Annotated in this window: 16 protein-coding genes; 5 read left to right on the top strand and 11 right to left on the bottom strand. The window is 60.7% G+C overall.

Going from position 1 to position 19,340, the window contains the following annotated elements:
• Positions 1 to 205: 205 nt before the first annotated feature.
• Both BSK43_RS02485 and BSK43_RS02480 read right to left on the bottom strand, forming a co-directional pair.
• A complete protein-coding gene (locus tag BSK43_RS02485) occupies positions 206 to 3,361 on the bottom strand; it encodes an efflux RND transporter permease subunit (RefSeq protein ID WP_077470792.1) in 3,156 nt (1,051 codons plus the stop codon).
• A 10-nt stretch (positions 3,362 to 3,371) separates the two neighbouring features.
• Complete coding sequence (locus tag BSK43_RS02480) at positions 3,372 to 4,571, bottom strand: efflux RND transporter periplasmic adaptor subunit (RefSeq protein ID WP_281406601.1); 1,200 nt, start codon at positions 4,569 to 4,571, stop codon at positions 3,372 to 3,374.
• A 201-nt stretch (positions 4,572 to 4,772) separates the two neighbouring features.
• Between BSK43_RS02480 and BSK43_RS02475 the strand changes: the two genes are divergently transcribed.
• On the top strand, positions 4,773 to 5,456 hold the full coding sequence (locus tag BSK43_RS02475) for a TetR/AcrR family transcriptional regulator (protein WP_077470790.1): 684 nt from the start codon (positions 4,773 to 4,775) through the stop codon (positions 5,454 to 5,456).
• Between the two features lie 95 nt (positions 5,457 to 5,551).
• Here BSK43_RS02475 and BSK43_RS02470 read toward each other — a convergent pair whose 3' ends face one another.
• The 4 genes from BSK43_RS02470 to BSK43_RS02455 all read right to left on the bottom strand — a co-directional run bounded on the left by BSK43_RS02470 (position 5,552) and on the right by BSK43_RS02455 (position 8,447).
• Entirely contained in the window at positions 5,552 to 5,794 is a 243-nt protein-coding gene (locus tag BSK43_RS02470; RefSeq protein WP_077470789.1) for a hypothetical protein, read from the bottom strand.
• Positions 5,795 to 6,020: 226 nt separating this feature from the next.
• On the bottom strand, positions 6,021 to 7,277 hold the full coding sequence (locus BSK43_RS02465) for a YcaO-like family protein (RefSeq protein ID WP_205910581.1): 1,257 nt from the start codon (positions 7,275 to 7,277) through the stop codon (positions 6,021 to 6,023).
• Between the two features lie 210 nt (positions 7,278 to 7,487).
• Complete coding sequence (locus tag BSK43_RS02460; protein WP_077470787.1) at positions 7,488 to 7,946, bottom strand: helix-turn-helix transcriptional regulator; 459 nt, start codon at positions 7,944 to 7,946, stop codon at positions 7,488 to 7,490.
• 192 nt (positions 7,947 to 8,138) lie between these two features.
• Complete coding sequence (locus BSK43_RS02455) at positions 8,139 to 8,447, bottom strand: hypothetical protein (protein ID WP_077470786.1); 309 nt, start codon at positions 8,445 to 8,447, stop codon at positions 8,139 to 8,141.
• Positions 8,448 to 8,699: 252 nt separating this feature from the next.
• Between BSK43_RS02455 and BSK43_RS02450 the strand changes: the two genes are divergently transcribed.
• From BSK43_RS02450 to BSK43_RS02440, 3 genes are all read left to right on the top strand, one after another.
• Positions 8,700 to 9,713 carry an ABC transporter substrate-binding protein gene (locus BSK43_RS02450; protein WP_077470785.1) on the top strand — a complete coding sequence of 338 codons (1,014 nt, stop codon included), beginning with the start codon at positions 8,700 to 8,702 and terminating at the stop codon, positions 9,711 to 9,713.
• A gap of 92 nt (positions 9,714 to 9,805) precedes the next feature.
• Positions 9,806 to 10,624 (top strand): ABC transporter ATP-binding protein, encoded by an 819-nt coding sequence (locus BSK43_RS02445; RefSeq protein ID WP_068394552.1) that lies wholly within the window; start codon positions 9,806 to 9,808, stop codon positions 10,622 to 10,624.
• 13 nt (positions 10,625 to 10,637) lie between these two features.
• Positions 10,638 to 11,519: an ABC transporter permease gene (locus BSK43_RS02440; RefSeq protein ID WP_077470784.1), complete on the top strand. Its 882-nt coding sequence runs from the start codon at positions 10,638 to 10,640 to the stop codon at positions 11,517 to 11,519.
• 73 nt (positions 11,520 to 11,592) lie between these two features.
• Here the strand turns inward: BSK43_RS02440 and BSK43_RS02435 are convergent, their stop codons facing one another.
• From BSK43_RS02435 to BSK43_RS02420, 4 genes are all read right to left on the bottom strand, one after another.
• Positions 11,593 to 13,008: a sensor histidine kinase gene (locus BSK43_RS02435; protein WP_077470783.1), complete on the bottom strand. Its 1,416-nt coding sequence runs from the start codon at positions 13,006 to 13,008 to the stop codon at positions 11,593 to 11,595.
• Positions 12,998 to 13,666 carry a response regulator gene (locus BSK43_RS02430; protein ID WP_136686672.1) on the bottom strand — a complete coding sequence of 223 codons (669 nt, stop codon included), beginning with the start codon at positions 13,664 to 13,666 and terminating at the stop codon, positions 12,998 to 13,000. Before BSK43_RS02430 ends, BSK43_RS02435 begins: the two co-directional genes overlap by 11 nt.
• Positions 13,667 to 13,729: 63 nt before the next feature.
• Positions 13,730 to 15,520 (bottom strand): alpha/beta fold hydrolase, encoded by a 1,791-nt coding sequence (locus tag BSK43_RS02425; protein ID WP_077470782.1) that lies wholly within the window; start codon positions 15,518 to 15,520, stop codon positions 13,730 to 13,732.
• Positions 15,521 to 15,531: 11 nt separating this feature from the next.
• On the bottom strand, positions 15,532 to 17,046 hold the full coding sequence (locus tag BSK43_RS02420; protein WP_077470781.1) for a polysaccharide biosynthesis C-terminal domain-containing protein: 1,515 nt from the start codon (positions 17,044 to 17,046) through the stop codon (positions 15,532 to 15,534).
• A gap of 187 nt (positions 17,047 to 17,233) precedes the next feature.
• On the opposite strand from BSK43_RS02420, the gene BSK43_RS02415 reads away from it, so the two are divergent.
• Positions 17,234 to 18,088, top strand: a complete 855-nt coding sequence (locus BSK43_RS02415) for a glycosyltransferase family A protein (protein ID WP_077470780.1) — start codon at positions 17,234 to 17,236, stop codon at positions 18,086 to 18,088.
• Here BSK43_RS02415 and BSK43_RS02410 read toward each other — a convergent pair.
• On the bottom strand, positions 18,055 to 19,257 hold the full coding sequence (locus BSK43_RS02410; protein WP_077470779.1) for a glycosyltransferase family 4 protein: 1,203 nt from the start codon (positions 19,255 to 19,257) through the stop codon (positions 18,055 to 18,057). The genes BSK43_RS02415 and BSK43_RS02410 overlap by 34 nt on opposite strands.
• Positions 19,258 to 19,340 lie beyond the last annotated feature (83 nt).

Raw genomic sequence — 19,340 nt, 5'->3', positions numbered from 1 at the left:
TCCGCGCCGAAGCCGCCATCTTGGCTGATGTCGGAACGGTCGCTTCCGCGGCGGCTATGCAGACAGGGTGCTCCCCGCGATCCCTTTCCCAAGTCAGATGTAACATCAAATCAAAAGGGCTCCTGCGACATTGCGGGAGCCCTTTTGATTTGAACCATATTGTGTGGATGCGCCCGCTCCCCTTTCGAGGAGAGCGGGCATGTCTTTAGTGTGCGGCACCTGTAGTCGGCGCGTCATCGGGTGGTGTCACCGATGCCGTCGACTTGACCGTGCCCTTGAAGATGCGGCGCACTGAGACGAAGAGCAGCGGGATGAAGAAGACGCCGAGGACGGTGGCCGAGATCATGCCGCCCATGACGCCGATACCGATCGAGTTCTGGCTGCCCGATCCCGCCCCATTGGCAATCGCCAGCGGCAGAACGCCGAGGATGAAGGCAAGCGACGTCATCAGGATCGGCCGCAGGCGCTGTCTTGCCGCCTCCAGCGTCGCATCGATCAGGCCCTTGCCCTGGTTCTGCTGTTCGATGGCGAATTCGACGATCAGGATGGCGTTCTTGGCCGCCAGACCGATGGTCGTCAGCAGACCCACCTTGAAGTAGACGTCGTTCGACTGTCCGAAGATGGTTGCGGCCAGGAGTGCGCCGAAGATGCCGATCGGCACCGACAGCATGACGGCGAGCGGGATCGACCAGCTTTCGTAGAGGGCGGCGAGCGCCAGGAACACCACGAGGATGGAGATGGCATAGAGCTGGGTCGCCTGGTTGCCGGAGAGCTTTTCCTGAGCGGACAGGCTGGTCCATTCATGGCTGAAGCCGGGCGGCAGGGTCGCCATGATCTTGTCGATCTCGTTCATGGCGTCGCCTGACGAGACACCCGGTGCTGCTGCACCCTGGATTTCGACAGCCGAGGAGCCGTTATAGCGCTCCAGACGTGGCGAACCGTAGGTCCAGTCGCCGCTGGAGAAGGCGGAGAAAGGCACCATATCGCCGCCGGAATTGCGCACATACCAGCGACCGAAGTCCTCTGGCTGCATGCGGAAATCCTTGTCGGCCTGCACGTAGACAGGCTTGACGCGGCCGCGATCGATGAAGTCGTTGACATAGGTGCCGCCCCAGGCGGTCGACAGCGTCGAGTCGATATCGGACAGGGTGATATTGAGGGCGCTTGCCTTCTCCTGGTCGATATTGACGGAATATTGTGGCGTGTCTTCCTGGCCGTTCGGGCGCGTGCCGAAGAGCTTCGGACTCTTGCCGGCTGCGCCGAGCAACTGGTTGCGCGCGGCGATAAGCGCGGCATGGCCGGCGCCGTTGACGTCCTTGATGAAGAAGTCGAAGCCGCTGGAGCTGCCGAAACCGGGGATTGCCGGCGGCGCCAACGCGAATACGCTGCCATCCTTGATCTTCGAGAAGGCACCCATGGCGCGACCGGCAATCGCCTGCGCCTTGGATTGCGGCGTCGAGCGCTTGTCGAAGTCCTTCAATCTCACGAAGACGATACCGACGTTCTGGCCCTGACCGCTGAAGCCGAAGCCTGCGACCGCGAATGCGCCGTCGACATAGTCCTTCTCGGTGTTGAGATAGTAGTCCTTCACCTGATTGAGCACAGACCAGGTGCGCGAATCCGTGGCACCCGGCGGCAACTGAATGGCCGTCAGCAGGATGCCCTGGTCTTCGTCCGGCAGGAACGAGCTGGGTAGGCGGTTGAACAGGCCGGCGACGCCGACGCCGATCAACACGAAGATCACCAGGAAGACAGCGGTATAGCGGATCATGCCGTTGACGCTGCGCTGGTAGCGATGTGTTGCGCGTTCGAAATTACGGTTAAACCAGCCGAACGCGCCGCGTTCCTTGGCTCCGTGTGCCGGCTTCTTCAGAAGCGTGGCGCAAAGGGCAGGCGTCAGGATCAGGGCGACGATGACCGAGAGCACCATTGCCGAGACGATCGTCACCGAGAACTGGCGGTAGATGATGCCGACAGAACCGGAGAAGAACGCCATCGGGATGAACACGGCCGAGAGAACCGTCGCGATGCCGATCAAGGCACCGGTGATTTCCTGCATCGATTTGATCGTCGCCTCTCGCGGCGACAATCCTTCTTCCTCCATCACACGCTCGACGTTTTCGACCACGACGATGGCGTCGTCGACCAACAGACCGATGGCGAGCACCATGCCGAACATGGTCAATGTATTGATCGAGTATCCGAACAGCGACAGCACCCCGAAGGTGCCGAGCAGGACGACCGGGACGGCGAGCGTCGGGATCAGCGTTGCGCGGAGGTTCTGCAGGAAGACGAACATGACGATGAAAACGAGCACGATGGCTTCAAGCAGCGTCTTGACCACATCCTCGATCGACAGTTTGACGAACGGCGTCGTGTCATAGGGATAGACGATCTCGACATTCGGCGGCAGGGTCTGGCTGAGATTGTTAATGGTCGCCCTGACCGCTTCCGCCGTGCTGATGGCGTTGGCGCCGGATGCGAGCATCACGGCGAGACCGGACGAGGGATGGCCGTTATAGGTGCTTGCCGTCGTATAGGACGACGCGCCGAGCTCGACGGTGGCGACATCGTTGATGCGCACCAGCGAGCCATCGGGCTGGCTCTTCAGGATGATGTTTTCGAACTGCTCAGGCGTCTGCAGGCGGCTCTTGGCCGTAACGGTCGCGTTGAGCTGCTGGCCCTTGCGCTGCGGCAGCGCGCCAAGCTGGCCGGCCGAAACCTGCGAGTTCTGCGCCTGGATCGCGGCGGTGACGTCGCTGACCATCAGCTGGTATTTGGCGAGCTTGTCCGGATTGACCCAGATGCGCATGGCGTAGCCGGCACCGAAGATCTGGGTGTTGCCGACGCCGTCGATGCGCTTCAGCGTATCGTTGAGCGTGCTGGAAACATAGTCCGCAAGGTCGTTGGAGCTCAGCTTGTTATCGGTCGACACGAAGCCGACGACCATGAGGAAGTTCGATGTCGACTTGGAAACGACGATGCCTGTGGACTGCACGGTCTGCGGCAACTGCGCGGTGACCAGCTGCAGCTTGTTCTGCACCTGCATCTGCGCAACGTCCGGATCGGCCTTGTTGGTGAAGGTCACCGAGATCGAGGCCTGACCCGTCGCCGTTGACGTCGAGGTCATGTAATCGAGATTGTCGATGCCGGTCATGCCCTGCTCGATGACCTTGGTCACCGAGTTTTCGACGGTGGCGGCATCAGCGCCGGGATAGGTGGCGCTGATGCTGACCGTGGTGGGTGCGATCTGCGGATATTGCGAGATCGACAGCGTCAGGATGGACAGGGCACCTGCCAGCATGATGACGATGGCGATAACCCAGGCAAAGATCGGCCGGTCGATGAAAAAACGAGACATCGTCTAATTCTCACTTCTGAGCGCCGGAGGCGGCCTTGATATCGGTCTTTTCCAATTCGGCCTGCTGCTCTGGAGGTTTGGCGTCGGCGGCTGCCTGCTTCACCTCGCCCGTCGCATCGTCGATAGTCACCGGAGAGACGTTTACTTCCTGGCCGTCGCGGACACGCTGGCTGCCTTCGACGATCACGCGGTCGCCGTCCTTCATGCCTTCATTGACGAGCCAGCTGTTGCCGATGCTGCGCTGTACCTTCAAGACGCGCTGCTGCACCTTGTTGTCGGCAGCCACGAACATGGCGGTCGGCTCGCCCTTGGTGTTGCGGAAGACGGCGCGTTGCGGCACCAGGAAGCTGTTTTCGGCAATGCCTTCCTGAATGGTGGCGCGCACATACATGCCGGGCAGCAAGATGCGATCGGGGTTCGGGAAAACGGCGCGCACGGTGATGGTGCCGACGGTCTCGGCAACCGCCGCTTCGGCGAATTCGAGCTTGCCGACTTCCTTGTACTGGCTGCCGTCTTCCAGCGTCAGGTGGACGGAGACATTGTCGCCGCTGGTCTTCAACCGGCCCTCGGCGATGGCACGACGGAATTCAAGCAGGTTGGTGCTCGACTGCGTGACGTCGACATTGATCGGATCGAGCTGGCGGATGGTGGTCAGTGCGGTCGTCTGGTCGGCGGTAACGAGGGCGCCGACGGTGACCGCGGACGCATCGACACGGCCACCGATCGGCGCGCGCATCTTGGTGTAGTCGAGATTGATGCGCGCCGTTTCCAGGGCTGCTTTCGCCGATGCTACGTCGGCATTCGCCTGGGCAAGGGTGGAAACCGCATCGTCCAGATTCTGTTTGCTGACCGCGTCCTGCTGCGTGAGGCTCTTGTATCGGTCCACCTTCGACTGGGCGCTCGGCACCGCGCCCTGCGCCTTCTGCAGAGCAGCGGCGGCGCTGTCATAGGAGGCCTGATAGGAGGCGGGATCGATCTCATAGAGCACGTCGCCGGCCTTGACCTCGCTGCCTTCCTTGAAATTACGGTTGCGGATGATGCCGCCGACCTGGGGGCGCACTTCGGCCACGAGATAGGCGCTGGTACGGCCGGGCAGTTCTGCGGTGATCGCGACCGATTGCGGATGCAGCGCCATGGCGCTGACTTCGGTCCGCACCACAGGCGCGTTGTTCTGCGCAGCTTTCTGGTCGTTGCAGCCGGCAAGCAGCATCGTGGCGGCGACACCGGCGACGAGCATCGCAGCTCGGGTCGTCAGACGGCGAGTGGATATTGCGGGATAGATGGATGCGGAGGTGAAAGAGGCAAGCTTTCGCACGTTGCTATTTCCTGTTGCCTTATTTACAGTACGAGGTCGTACGGAAAATATTTGGATTGCTCCAAATGTCAATCGCATTCGGTTGTTGAGGTCCAGATGGAAGCACCGACGAAAGAACGGGAGGGTATGGCCGATCAGGCTGCAATACGCCGACCGCGCGGTCGTCCAAAAACCGTCAGCGACGATGAGCGGCGGGCCGAGATCGTCACCGAGGCACGGGCGACATTCTACGAACTCGGTTACGGTGGTACGACAATGGATCTGATCGCCGCCCGTTGCCGGATTTCCAAGCAGACCCTTTACCGATTGTTTCCGAGCAAGACTGATCTCTTCATGGCGATCATCGCCGATCATCGCGCTTCGATGCTGGCTTTGCCGCGTGACATCAACGAAAATCTGCCGCTCGACGAAGCGCTCGAGCAAATCTTCATGATCGACATAGACGAAGCCAAGGAGCGTGAGCGCGAGGCTTTCATTCATCTTGCCATCAGTGAATCGCAGCAATTTCCTGAGGTCGCGGCGTTGATGCACACCTACGGCGCAAAGCAGTCACAACAGATGCTGGCGGATTGGCTCAGCCTGCAGCAGCAGCGCGGTCTGATCGAGATTGCCGATGTTGCAAGCGGTGCGCGCATGCTGATGGGCATGATCTTCAGCGCCATGATTTCAAAGCCGGGTCACCCCAATGATTGGCCCGATCGCGAAACGCGGCTGCGGCATTTGCGCCAATGTATCGCAATCTTCGTGGCGGGCGTGCAGCGGCGTACGAACGGTCGCTAGCAATCTCATTCCTACGTTTCAAAAATAAATGCCGATGCGGTCGCCCAACCGCATCGGCATTTTACAAGCTTCCGCCGAAGCCCGGAGTGGCATGATCAATGTGCGACGGCCATGTTTGCCGCGTCTGCACCTTCTTCGTACCAGGGCGCCTGCAGGCCGTTTGCGTACATTTCCTGCAAGACTGCCCCAAGCGCCAGATCCAGGCACCAGACTGGAAACTCCGCCTCGAGATTTTTGGCGCTTTGCCGCGCATAGGTGATGAGCCGGGCGATCGATGCCAGTTCCTTGAGCGAATCCGGATCCTGGTTCGTTGCCTCCATCGAAAATGCTGCCGTCATTTTATACCCTCTGTTGCCCATTCCGGCTTCGGACGAGTTGAGTCCTGCCAGGAACATGAGCAAACGTTAACGAATGTTTCGCAGCTTTGCGCGTGACACACGGCGTGACACGATGTTTGATTGTGATCAGAATTTGTGATTGCAATTTGCGGCTAGTGCAGCCGGCCGGTTCGAAACCACAGCGCGAGAGAGCGAATCCTGATATTCGCCGAACGAGCTAGTGTGGCTACAGAAGATGCAGGGACTTGGAGATTGCCCTGTGACCGAGCCGGCGCTTGCGATTTCCGGCCGGATTCTCAAGTTGCGGCACCACGATCTTTGCGACGGCGAAGGGCAGGGAGCAAGCTGTCAGCGGTACCGCGATCGCGGAACCGATAGCTGCGTCGCGCAATCGATCTATCGTCAGTTGCAGCAAGGCATCGGCGCCTTTCGGCAGCGCGACGTTGGCTCCCGTCGCCTGCTTCGGATCGGCATCGAAGCAGTTCCGGATGTTCTCGGGCAGCGCGCGCGTGAAACTTTCCGGATGGATATCGTCACGCCCGCCGCTGATGAAGGTAAGCCTGGACTGTGCCGCTTCGGTCACGGCGCGGATTGCCGCGCGCAGCCGAGATGGATGCGCGCCACTGCCGAGCGTGACATCGAAATAGCGGTAGGTGCGCCCCGGCGTGCCAATGTCGGCAGGGCCGATCAAGGCGACGACGACGGGGATGGCGATATCGCTGGTGATGTCGAAAAGGCGCAATGTCAGCCCGGCTGACTCAATCTTCTCCGTCAACTGGTTCAGCACCGGATCGTTCAGGGATGCCGGATCCAGACAAGCGTCGATACGCTGCCTCGGCGAGGAGACCTCCCATAGCACCAAGGCGTCCCGCTCGATGCGTTCCAGCAAGCCGTGCAGGATAGCCTCGGTGAGATTGTTGCCGGATGCCAGCCCGTCGGATGATTGCCAGAAGCGTGGATCGCGAATGGTGCGATCGAGCGTGACAGCCTGGAAAGGAAGCCAGACCGCCTGCCCGCCGATGAGATCATGGCCTTGGGTCCAGGCAAGCTCTTCGTCATCGGCGATATCGGACTGCCCGCCGGCGATGAGCGTGGGGAGCGCATCGCTGCGATGCCCCTGGGCTTCAAGGCGAGCGCGGCTGGTGACCAGGCTTGCGAGTGCCGGTTCGCCAGCAGTGGCGCGTTCAAGCGCTTCCATTGCGGCCGAAACCTTGGCTTCGACATCGGTGATGCCCTTGCCATTGTGGATGACGATCGATCGCGCATTCGGGCTGACGGCTTGCCAGACCGGGATGCCGACCTTGTCGAGACCTGTGAGGCGGGAGAGACGGGTGATGCCGTGCGTCGTGAGATGCGGTTCGATCCGCCCAAGAGTTTCTTCGGCTGAACAGACGCGATCGGAATAGGAGGAGGCGGATGGGAAAGAAGCGGTATGATCTGAATGCCCGGCAAGGAACTCGGCAAGGGAATGATCCGCAATCATCACTACCATCCGGGCCAAATCATTGATCGACTAAGATAATTCGGGTGGCAGCCCTGCAAAGCCGGCTGCCATCCCCAGGCATTATTGTTCTGGACCTACCGATTGTCTATCAACGGCAATAGCTATAGGTGGCGAACACACGAACATCGAAGCAATCGTCAGCCGGCGCCGGTGATTGCCTCTATCCTGCTCGATAAAGCAGGCGAAACGTCAGTTGCGAAGGCCTATCGAGGCATCCGGCGCACGCGGCACGTGGCCTGTGAGCGGCTCGGAGCCATTCGCCAGTGACTTGATCAGGGTCAGTACGGACTGACGCACGCTCGGGTCGGTGATCTTCATGAAGGCCTTGTTGAGGCTCAAGCCTTCCTTGGACGTCAGGAATTCCGACAGGTCCTCAAGGCCGTTGATCGCGCCCAAACCGTCTGTGTTCAGCGGCTGCGAATTGTCTTGCTGGAAGAAAAAGGCAACCGGTACAGCCAGAACATTGGCTATGGCCTGCAATCGGCTGGCGCCAATGCGATTGGTGCCCTTCTCGTATTTCTGCACCTGTTGAAACGTAACGCCGATCTGTTCGGCAAGTCGTTCCTGGCTCATGCCAAGCATAAGCCGCCGCGTGCGCACGCGTGAACCGACATAGGCATCAATCGGATTCGGTACTTTTGCACTCACTGCGCAATCTCCTTGTCAATAGGGGGCCCCCAGTGGATGCCACCCCACTTGTGCCACTCCAGGGTAAGTGACACGTGCTCAGTCTGCCCGCACAATGTGTGTGAAATATGAGTAAAATTCAACTAAAAGTCTTTTTTCTGTAATGTTTTGTAACCCCACCATCAGCATAAACGGCAGAAAAGCCGATTCGCGTCAATGAGGATTGAACACCGATGACGGTTTGCAATTATAAACCGGGCATAGCGGGTTATCCCGCGTCGGGACATAGGCGCGTGCGGCATAGCCGGATATGCCGCATTGCGGGGTGTCGGAGACATAACGATCATAAAGAACGAGGCGGCCATTTTGCGCGGGATAGCGCAGGATCACGGCACGTTCGCCAGCGATCAGCTGTTGTACCGCAGCGCAACTCTTGCTCAGGGACTCATAGCGGGAGATCGCCGATGCCGGCCCGGCGATCATGATCGCTGTTAGAATCAAGGCTACGGCTGCAATCCTCATGGATCGTCCCCCTGGCGAAAATCATGATCTCCAGTTTAGCCGCAATACGGGAAATGCCAAGACCAAGCCGCCTATCGTTGCAAAGTGGTCCGGCCTGGCGCCAAAGAAATAAAATCACAATGTCGCCTTATTCGATCGGGCACTGAAAGCTTACTGAAAGCTTACCCGCGTTAGGTTTGCCCCGCTTCGTGGAGGAAGCGCAATTTTCTGCGGCGCTTTACGGCGCAAGCATTCAAACAGGAGGAGACATTGATGCGTTCATCGCGCGCGCTTTTTCACACCGTAGCCCTTTCCCTCGTCATTTCAGCTGCTTCCTTTGCAGCCACGGCAGCCAATGCCGCCGACAAGATCTCCATCATGGTGGGCGGCTACGAAAAGCAGATCTATCTGCCGGCCAAGCTTGCCGAATCCCTCGGTTACTTCAAGGATGAAGGCCTCGAGGTCGAGCTTTTGAACGAATCCGCCGGCGTCGATGCCGAAAATCAGCTGCTGGCCGGTGCCGTTCAGGGCGTCGTCGGTTTTTATGATCACTGTGTCGACCTGCAGGCCAAGGGCAAGTTCATCAAGTCCGTCGTGCAGTTCAGCCAGGCGCCTGGCGAAGTCGAGTTGGTTTCGACCAAGCACCCGGAAATCAAGTCCTTCGCGGATATGAAGGGCAAGAGCGTCGGCGTGACCGGCCTCGGTTCGTCCACGAACTTCCTGACGCTCTACATGGCATCGAAGGCCGGGCTTTCGCCGGCTGACGTGACCCCGGTTCCGGTTGGCGCCGGCCAGACCTTCATCGCCGCCATGCAGCAGGATGCCATCCAGGCCGGTATGACCACCGAGCCGACGATCTCGCGCCTCCTGAAGACGGGCGAAGCCAAGGTCCTCGTCGATCTGCGTACGCTCAAGGGCACGGAAGACGCTCTTGGCGGCACCTATCCGGCCGCATCTCTCTACATGGATGCCGCATGGGTCGACGCCCATAAGGAAGAGGTGCAGAAGCTGGCGAACGCCTTCGTCAAAACGATGCGCTTCATCCACACGCACTCCGCTGCCGAGATTGCCGACAAGATGCCGAAGGATTTCTACGTTGGCGACAAGGACGGCTACATCAAGGCTCTCGACGCCGGCAAGGAAATGTTCACGGCCGATGGCGTGATGCCTGAAGATGGTCCGAAGACGGTTCTCGCCGTGCTTTCCGCCTTCTCCAAGAACGTCAAGGGCAAGACGATCGACCTGTCGAAGACCTACACGACGGAATTCGTCAAGAACGTCAAATAAGCAGTCACAGCGCCGCTTCCGACCTCTGTTGGAAGCGGCAGTTCAGCGGGCTTTGCGTGCATGCCCTAAGGCACGTGTGAGGGATCAGCACCATGCAACAGGATGGACGCCGGACACCGGCGATCGAGCTCATCAATGTCAGCCGCCGTTTCGTATCCCCGACCGGCAAGTCACTGACGGCGCTGCGCGATTTCAACATGACCGTCGAACGCGGCGAGTTCGTCGCCGTTGTCGGACCGACGGGCTGTGGCAAGTCGACGACACTCAACCTCGTCACCGGCCTTGCCAAGCCGAGCGCCGGCGAAGTCCGCCTGATGGGTGGCCCGGTCAACGGCATCGACCCGCGTGTCGGTTTCGCCTTCCAGACGGATGCGCTCTTCCCCTGGAAGAACGTCATCGAAAACGTCATGGCCGGCCCGCTGTTTCGCGGCAAGTCGAAGGCCGAGGCCGAAAAGAGCGCCAAGGACTGGCTCGCCCGCGTCGGCCTGACGAAATTCCTGCATCACTATCCGCATCAGCTCTCGGGCGGCATGCGCAAGCGCGTGTCGCTGGCGCAGACCTTCATCAACGAGCCGGAAATCCTCTTGATGGACGAGCCCTTCTCGGCGCTCGACGTGCAGACCCGTACGGTCATGCATGAGGAGCTCCTGAAGCTCTGGGCCGAACGGCAGGCGTCCGTCGTATTCGTCACCCACGATCTCGAAGAGGCCGTTGCACTGGCCGACAAGGTCTATGTTCTCACAGCCGGCCCTGCCACGGTGAAATCGGTCTACACGATCGATCTCCCGCGCCCGCGCGTCGTCTCCGAGATTCGCTACGAGCAGAACTTCATCGATTATTGCAAGACGATCTGGGACGACCTTCGCGAAGAAGTCGAAACCAGCTATCGCCGTGCCGCAGAAGCGGCATAAGGGAGGATTGATCATGGCAAACACAGCCCTTGAAGCAGGCAATGCGCCGATCTTTCGTGCCGGCACCTCGGATGCGGAAATCGAAGCGGCCGCGATGAAGGCAATGACACGCCGCAAATACGTCGTGCTGTTCTGGCAGATCGCCATTCTCGCCGCCATCCTCGGCCTCTGGCAGATCGCCTCGGATCTACACTGGATCGACCCGTTCTTCTATTCCAGCCCGTATGGTATCGCGCTGCGCCTGTGGGAATGGATCACCGAAGGCACCGAGAGCGGCTCGCTCTGGTACCATCTCGGCGTCACCATGGAAGAAGCGCTGATCGGCTTCATCATCGGCTCGGTGGCCGGCGTTCTGGTCGGTGTCGCGCTTGGCCGCAACCGGCTCGCTTCCGATATTCTGTCGATCTACATCAAGGCGATCAATTCGATCCCGCGCGTCGTTCTCGCGCCGATCTTCGTGATGATCATGGGCCTTGGCCTGCCCTCTAAGGTGGCGCTCGCCTTCATTATGGTGTTCTTCGTCGTGTTCGCCAACGCCTTCCAGGGCGTACGCGAGGCCGACCGCAACATGATCGCCAATGCCCGCATTCTCGGCGCCTCGAACTGGCAGGTCACCCGCAACGTCATCCTGCCATCGGCGATGAGCTGGATCTTCGCCAGCCTGCACGTCTCGTTCTCGTTCGCCATCATCGGCGCGATCGTCGGCGAGTTCGTCGGTTCGCTGGCCGGTATCGGCTACCTGATCTCGATCGCCAAGGGCACGTACGACGCCGCCGGTCTTTATGCTGCGATCATCCTGGTGATGGTTGTGACGCTCGGCGCCGAATACGTGATGACGCTCATCGAAAACCACATCACCCGGTGGCGTCCCCAGCAGAGCCTCGACATGCACTAGGCCACCACATTTCCAGCGCCTCCCAAGGCCGGGCCGGGCATCTTGCCCGGCCTTTTTTGTTGTATGTGATGGCTCACACAGCCGGCAGCCGCACGCTCACCAGCAGCCCACCGCCCGCTGCGTCACCGAGCGTGACGGCGCCGCCGGCGCCGTCGACGACTTCTCGGACGATGGCAAGCCCGAGGCCGCTGCCTTCGGGCTCGGTGCCGATGATGCGATAGAAGCGCTCGAAGACCTGGGGACGCTCGGCCTCGGGGATGCCCGGTCCATTGTCCTCAACCCATAGCAGGGCGGTATCGCCTTCCTGCCCCACGCCGACCGTCACGCGGCCGCCCGGTTGCGTGTAGCGCAAGGCATTGTCAACGAGGTTTACCAGCATTTCGCGCAGCATGGTGCCATCGCCCTCGACGTGCACGGACGTATCGTCGGCTTCCAGCCCGAGGTCGATGTTGCGCCGCAGGGCCTCTTCGGCGAGATTTTCCAAAACCTGTCTGGCGGTATCAGCAAGATCGATCGTGTCGTTTCGCGGCCGGCGGCTGCCGGGTTCGGCGCGCGAAAGCGTGAGGAGCTGGCTTGCGAGCCGGGTGACCTGCCAGGTGCTTGAGCGCAAAGCGGACAGAGCCTCGTCACGCCGGCCATTATCGGTCTCGCGCGCCGCGACGCTTGCCTGTGTCGAGATGAGGGCAAGCGGGGTGCGCAGCTGATGGGCGGCGTTCGAGACGAAGCGGCGTTGTGCGGCCATCTGGTTCTGCACGCGCTCCATGTGATCGTTGAGGGCATGGACGAGCGGCCTAAGCTCGTTCTGCACCATGTTTGGATCCAACGGATCCAGGCGCTGGCGGCCGCGCTCGCGGACGGCGTCGCGTAGCCTTAGCACCGGGGCAAGGCCGCGTTGCAAGCCGATGATGGTGACCAGGCCGGCGAGCAGGACGAGAACGAGTTGTTTGGAGAAATCCGACAGCCACAGCTTGCGGCGCATGGCATGCTGACTGTTGTGGCTGACGGCAACAACCACGGACACGGTGCCGTCTTGGCCAAGGCCGACCACCGGATGGTTGAGCATCAGGACGCGCATTCCGTCGGTGCGAAAAATGGTGTCCTCGCCGACCTGTTCCCGCTTCGGATGCGGCAGATCGGGGTAACCGGCGACGAGGCTCCCCCATGCGGTGATCACCTGATAGAAGACGCGGTCGCCATAGCCCGTATCGAACATCTCCAGCGCCGCGGGAGGGATATCGATCTGCACGGTGCCGCTGCCGTCGACATGGGTAGCTTCAGCGATGACGCGAGCCGAGGCGAGCAGGGTACGATCGGTGACGAGATCGGCGGTGGCGTCGGCGGATCGGAAGCTGAGATAGAGATTGATGCAGATCGCTCCGATCAGCGTCAGCACGACCCAGGCAAGCAATTGCGCCCGAAGGCTGTTGGTCAGCGCGCCGATAGCGCGGCTGAACAGCCCTTTCGGTGCGGGAGCGGCATCATTGTGCATGGCGGAGGAGATAGCCGAGGCCCCGCAGCGTCGCGATCTGCACGGTGCTGCCTTCAAGTTTCTTGCGGACGCGATGGACGTAGATTTCGATGGCACTGGTATCGGCGAGATCATCGAAGCCGAAGACGCTTTCCGACAGCGTCGTCTTGGTTACGGTCGTGCCTGCCTTCATGATGAGGTGTTCGAGCACGGAATGTTCGCGCGGCGTCAAGGCCAGGGCTTCGCCGGCCAGATAGAATTGCCGGGTTCCGCCATCAAACAAGAGGTCGCCGATGGCGATCTCCGGCGCGGCATGATCATGGCGCTGGCGCATGGCGGCGCGGATGCGCGCTTCGAGTTCGGCGATCTCGAAAGGTTTGGCGAGATAGTCGTCGGCACCGCTGTCGAGGCCGGCGATGCGGCCATCGAGGCTGGCATTGGCGGTGAGGATGATCACCGGCACCTTGTTGCCGCTCTGCCGCAGGCGCTTCAACACGGTCAATCCGTCCATTTTCGGCAGCGACAGATCCAGGATGACCAGGGCATAGGCCGCGACCTTCAGCATATGTTCGGCGTCCTCGCCGTCATAGGCGATGTCGACGACATATTGCGCCTGGCGCAGCGCCTTGCCGAGCCAGGAGGCCAGTTCGCGATTGTCTTCGACGATCAGGATCCTCATGGCGCAACTATACAGCAAGTGCCGGATATGGCGAGTATTTCCCATGTTTGCCGGGGTTGGGATTCATGCCTTGCCGAGCCTCAATCCCATTTCCCGCACCTCGCGCAAATAGACCTTGCGGGCATATGGCGGGGTCAGATTGTGGTCGGCCTCGGGAATGATGGTGAGGCGGATGTCCGGAAAATGTTTCAGGCCGCTGCCATCCTCGCCGAACTGCTCGTGGAGATGATCGAGGCCGATATCGCGAGCACTGTAGATCAAGGACATGTCGACCCCGCGCTTGGCGAGCGCGCGAAAGCCGCTGATGACAGGCCCTTGTACGCCGGCGAGGAAGGGAAAGACGCCGAGCAATTGGCGGGTCGAACGTATCGCGCGGCGGCCCAATACGGTGGCGAGGTTGCGCAAGGCGCTCTTCGCGTCGATCTGCCCGCCAAAGAGCCGTTTTAACGTTTCCAGCTGCAGGAGTTTCCGCCCGTAGGTTTCAAGCGATCGCGGTGCATAACGCAAGGCTTCGTCAACCGACCGGCTTTCGTCCCAGGAAAAGCTGTAGGGGTTGACGGTGATGAGCCCCTGGCATCTGATATCGCGCTGGGCCGCCTGGAAGGCAAGATAGCCGCCGCTGCAGCGGCCGACGATGAAGGCCGGCAAAAGTTTGCGCGCCTCCAGCAGGTCGAGGGCTTCTGCGACATCGAGGTGCTGTTCGCGGGAATAGAGCACCTGTTCCGGCGCGCCGGGAAGCGGCGGGCTATCGCCGACATTGGCGTTGTCAAAACGCAGCGAGGCAATGCCGTCGCGGGCAAGAGCGCGCGCCATGCTGACCGACATTCGCCCCCAACCCGCATGCCGATCATAGGCCGTCGTTAATAGCAGCGCGGTTGCTCCGTTGGGTTCGCCTTCTGGTTCGCAGAGAATGCCGAAGATGCGCTCGCCTTTGCCGAAGCGTACCGGCGTCTCGCGAAACCCGTCGCCGACGAGAGGTTCCGCAATCGGCGTTTCGGAGTTGATTGATGCGGCTTTGTTCGACTGGGCGGCAATCGACCCAGCCCATTCCACGATCCTGTTGCCCGTGACTGTCGGCATGATGGCGACCGTCGGGTTGGACACCAGTTCGTCATAGCCCTCATATGTCCCGCACTCGACATGCGGGGCCAATGTCTCGAGATGGCGGGCGAAGTCCGTATCTGCGGGGCGGCCGGGCCGTGTGAGTACGAGGCAATTCGGTGTGTTAAGCCGCGTAAGGGCAGTCAGATTGAGCTTTTTGACCGCGTCGGCAACGGTATCCGGCATGCGCAGGCTGGCAACGGTAACACCTTCCGTCTGACGTTGCGCTTCCTCCAGGCCCATGCCTTCGTCGATCATCTTCGCCCACATCGTCAACTCGCGAAGATAGGCGCGGCCCGAGATGACGGGTGCTAGAAAGGCAATGCCGTCGACATCTGGAAGCCGTTCGGCCAATGTTGTGGCAATGGTGCCGCCGAGGCCCTGGGTGATGAGGATCAATCGTTCGCAGCCGGAGAGCGATTTCAGCCTGGCAGCGGCGGCGAGCGCCGTCTCTTGCCAGAGCGTCAGTCCCTCGTCCTCGTCGGCGACGTCAAGTGCATCGCCGGTGCCGGCATAGTCGAAACGCAGGCTGGCTATGCCGATAGCCGCCAGATCTTCCGCCAGGATTCGCCAGAATTTGCGGACGCACATTTCCTCGAAGCCCCAGGGGCTGAGGAATAGGGCGGCGGTGCCTGTCGATGGCGTGGCGGCGGCCATGAATAGCCCGACCGTACCCGAAAAGGTCACCGGCATTGCTGCTGATTTTAGGTCTCTTGTTTCATTCGCATCTGCGGCGGCTCCCCAACCAGCCATGGCGTTTCTCCTCACATGCGACGCGGCGCCAGTAACGCCAAGGCCTGAATAGCAATCGGATTGATACGGGCGGGCAATCGCCCCGCGATTTTCTGCAGAACGTCGATGTCCTCGACAGGCACGGCTTTCAGCAGTCTGAGAGCGATGCCATAGGCGAGGCCGCCGGCAATGACGGCGCCCACGAGGCCGGCGACGCCGGGCAGTGCCTGAACGAAGCCATAGGCGGCTGCCGCGCAAAGAATGGCTGCGATCGTCACCTTGGTCAGATTGATCATCATGCCACGCGTCGAGCCTTCGAATTCCATGCGGCGCACCATCAGAAGGCACATGACGGTGACGGTCAGAAGGCGCACCAGCGCGGCGCCTTCACCACCATAAAAGGGCACGGCGACCAGGCAGCCAACGACCATGACGACACTGGCGATGACGCCGATGATGGTGCGTTCGCGCACGCGGTCCAGCGAATAGAGATATTGCGTGCATATCTGCATGAACACATAGGGTGCTGCGGTCAGCGACAGCAGCGCCACCATGCCGCCGCTCGGCGCGAAGGGTTGGCCGAAGATCATCACGACAAGTTCGGGCGCGATCGCCGCAAGACCGAAGCTCATCGGCAAGGTGATGTAGGCGAGGCTGCGCGCCACGCCGGCAAAGACCTCGACCGGCAGCTTGTCCGATGCGCGTGCATGCATCTGTTCGGAATAATAGGGCAAAAGGCTGCCGCTCAATTGCACTGGCAGCTGCAGCGCCAGATTGGCAAGCGACAGGCCAACGGCATAAAAGCCGACAGCCTCGATACCCCAGTAACGCTGCAGGAACAGAAGCTCGATGCGATTGAGAAAGATGGAGCTGTTGATGAGCTCGATCGAGAGAATGAGCGATGAGCTGACGAGGGCGGAAAGGCCGACGCCGCAGCTGTTCCTTCGGGCAATCGCGATCCTGAGCGTCGCGATGAACATCGGCAGCTGGCCGATGGCATAGCCGGCAAGGGCACCGCTGACGCCGAAGAAGATCGCTCCGACGAGCACGGTAACGAGCTGCAATGCGGAGCTTATAACCGTGAGGCGCAGGAATGCGCCGACCTGCTGCTCGCCGATCAGGTAATTCTTGCTGTAGGCGCCGAGCGACTGCAAAACGAAAAATATGCCGGTGATGGCGATGACGGCGGAGGCGTCGCCGGCCCAATGCAATCGCTCCGTATCCCAATAATAGGCGGTATAGCCGACGAGCAGGATTACGGTTGCCAGAATAGTCGGCTGCAGGAGATAGGCGGCAAAGCCCAGTCGCTCTTCTGTCGAATAACCACGTCCTTTTAATTGGGGCAGGATGCGCAGCAGGGTCACGCCGGCACCAAGTTCGGCGATGAGCGCGCCCGTCGTCGTCAGCCAGAGCGAGAAGGCGATGATGCCGTTGGCTTCCGGGCCAAGCAGGCGGGCGGCAATGATCGAACAGGCAAAGCCGGTCGCGAGCAGGGTCAATCCCGCCGCCGCGTTCAATACCGAATTTGCCATAATGCTCTTCGTCATGAAGATAGACCGTTCCTCAATTCGCCGAGACTCAATGCACATGTCGGCTCTTCATGGGGATAGCGTCAGCTCTATTTCATATGCCTTAATATTTAGGGCTTAATGCTGCTGTAAGTTCACTTTTTACTTCGGCTAATATTCATTCCTTCTGATGTTGGCCGCCCCGGAGCTTGTCGGGAGGGTTTCATTGTTCAGCCTCATCGTCTGCACGGTCGATCGCTTCGATCAGCTCGAGCGTCTGTTCCGGTCGCTCGTCGCACAGCGTTACCGCGATTTCGAGGTGATCGTCGTCGACCAGAATGCGGATGATCGGCTGAGCGGGCTCATCGACGGTTTTTCTCCTCATTTCGCCATCCGGCATATCCGGTCGCCCAAGGGCCTTTCGCGGGCGCGCAACAACGGCATGGCGGTGGCCACAGGCGATTATGTCTGCTTTCCCGACGATGATTGTTGGTACGAGGCCGATACGCTTGCCGATGCCGCGGCGCTGTTTGCCGCGCATTCCGAGCTTGCGATCGTTACCGGCCGCACACTCGATGCCGATGGGCTCGCCTCCGTCAGCCCGACCGGCGAGACGCGGCTTGCGCTGACGCGCTGGAACTATCTGAAATGCGGCAATTCCAACGGTATCTTCGTACGCCGCGCCGCGCTCGCCGACATCGGCGGTTTCGATGAAGACCTCGGCGTCGGCTCGCAAACACCCTTCCAGAGCGGCGAGGAAGCAGATTTTCTGCTGCGCGCGCTTGCCGCCGGCAAGCAGGCAATGTTCTTTCCGGAGCTGATCGTCCATCACGATCAGGTCACCAGCGAATATGGTCCGCGGCAGGTGGAGCGGGCGCGCAAATATGGCCGCGGCTTCGGCGCCTTGATGCGCAAGCAGGCCTTCCCGTCTTATTATGTCGGCTATCGGCTGTTTCGGCCGGTTGCCGGGTGGCTTGCGGCTCTGGCGCGTTTCAATTTCGATGCGGCGCGCTACAAGCGCGCCTGGCTTCTGGGCATTCTGGAAGGTTATGCGGCCTGGCCGCGCTGGCGCAAAAGCTGAGGCGATTTGCCCTTCGGCGTCAAGGTTTCGGCATAGACATCCATGTAGCGCTGGGCGACCTCATCCCATGCATAGGCACGGGCATCGTGCAGCAATTCCTGCCTCAGGGTCAGATCATCGGCCTGAAGGCGCTCGAAAGCCGCGGTCAGCGTATCGGCAGCGGCTTCCGGATCGGAGAAGTCGGAAAGCATGAGGGCGGGATGGGTTTCGGCCATCGCCTTGTAGGCTTCGTTCCTATGCAGCACCGGCAACAGCCCTGCGCTCATCGCCTCGATCGCCACCAGGCCGAAGCCCTCATATTCCGAGGCGGAAGCGAAGAGCGAGGCGCGGGCGATGATGTTGCGGATCGAGCCGTCATCGATCGACACGTGTAGGGAGACGTTGCGTTCGAGGTTGCGAGCGGCGATTTCGCTCTCCAGCGTTGGCTTATCGAGATCCGATACGGCACCGATAATATCGAGATGCCATTCGGCATCGCGGGCTGCCAGCACCTTCATGACATCGAGCATGCGGTCCAGCCGCTTGTTGACCGAGAAACGGCCGATGGTGACGATGCGGCGGCGCGCTTCCAATGCGGCGCAATTGGCGAACTTGCCGACATCCGCTCCATTCTCGATGAGGCGGACACGGCTTTCGGCGATATTGGAAAAGAGCCGTGCGTCCGACTGGCTGCAGCAGATGAGATAGTTGTAGCCGAGTGCTGAAAGCCGCGTTGCGGTATTGAACCAGATCTTCTTGATGGCGGCATATTTGGGCGTGTGGAAAAAGCCGCCATGCGTGGTGGCGACCATGGGGCGCCCATGCATCAGCTTGCCCCAGGCCAGCGCGTCGAAGAAGAAATCGATGGCATGGACATGCACCAGATCGGCGTCGGCTACGTGGCGGAACGCCTGGGGTGCGACCGGATAGCGGCTGGAGCCGGACCAGGGGATACGCACGATCTCGATGCCGTCGATGGTTTCGTTTGCCGCCAGTTCGCGGCCCGGATCGGAAAACAGCGTGTTGCAGGTGACGACGCGCACGCGATAGCCGCGGGTGACCAGCTGCCGGCAGAGATTGGCGACGACATCTTCCAGGCCGCCCTTGTTCGGCAGGAACTGGCGCACGACGTGCACGATCAGCGGTCCCGCCTGCTTGCTTGCCTGAATATCCGCAACAGCCGATGTCATCGATCCACCCTCGACCCCTATGCCGCGCCAGGCGCCGGCAATCCGGCGCTGCAGCGCGCCGCCCGTTGATCAGTCGGCAAAGC

Origin of the sequence: Rhizobium sp. P44RR-XXIV (genome assembly GCF_001999485.2) — a bacterium.
Lineage (GTDB): Bacteria > Pseudomonadota > Alphaproteobacteria > Rhizobiales > Rhizobiaceae > Rhizobium.
This window is presented reverse-complemented; position numbering and strand designations above follow the sequence as displayed.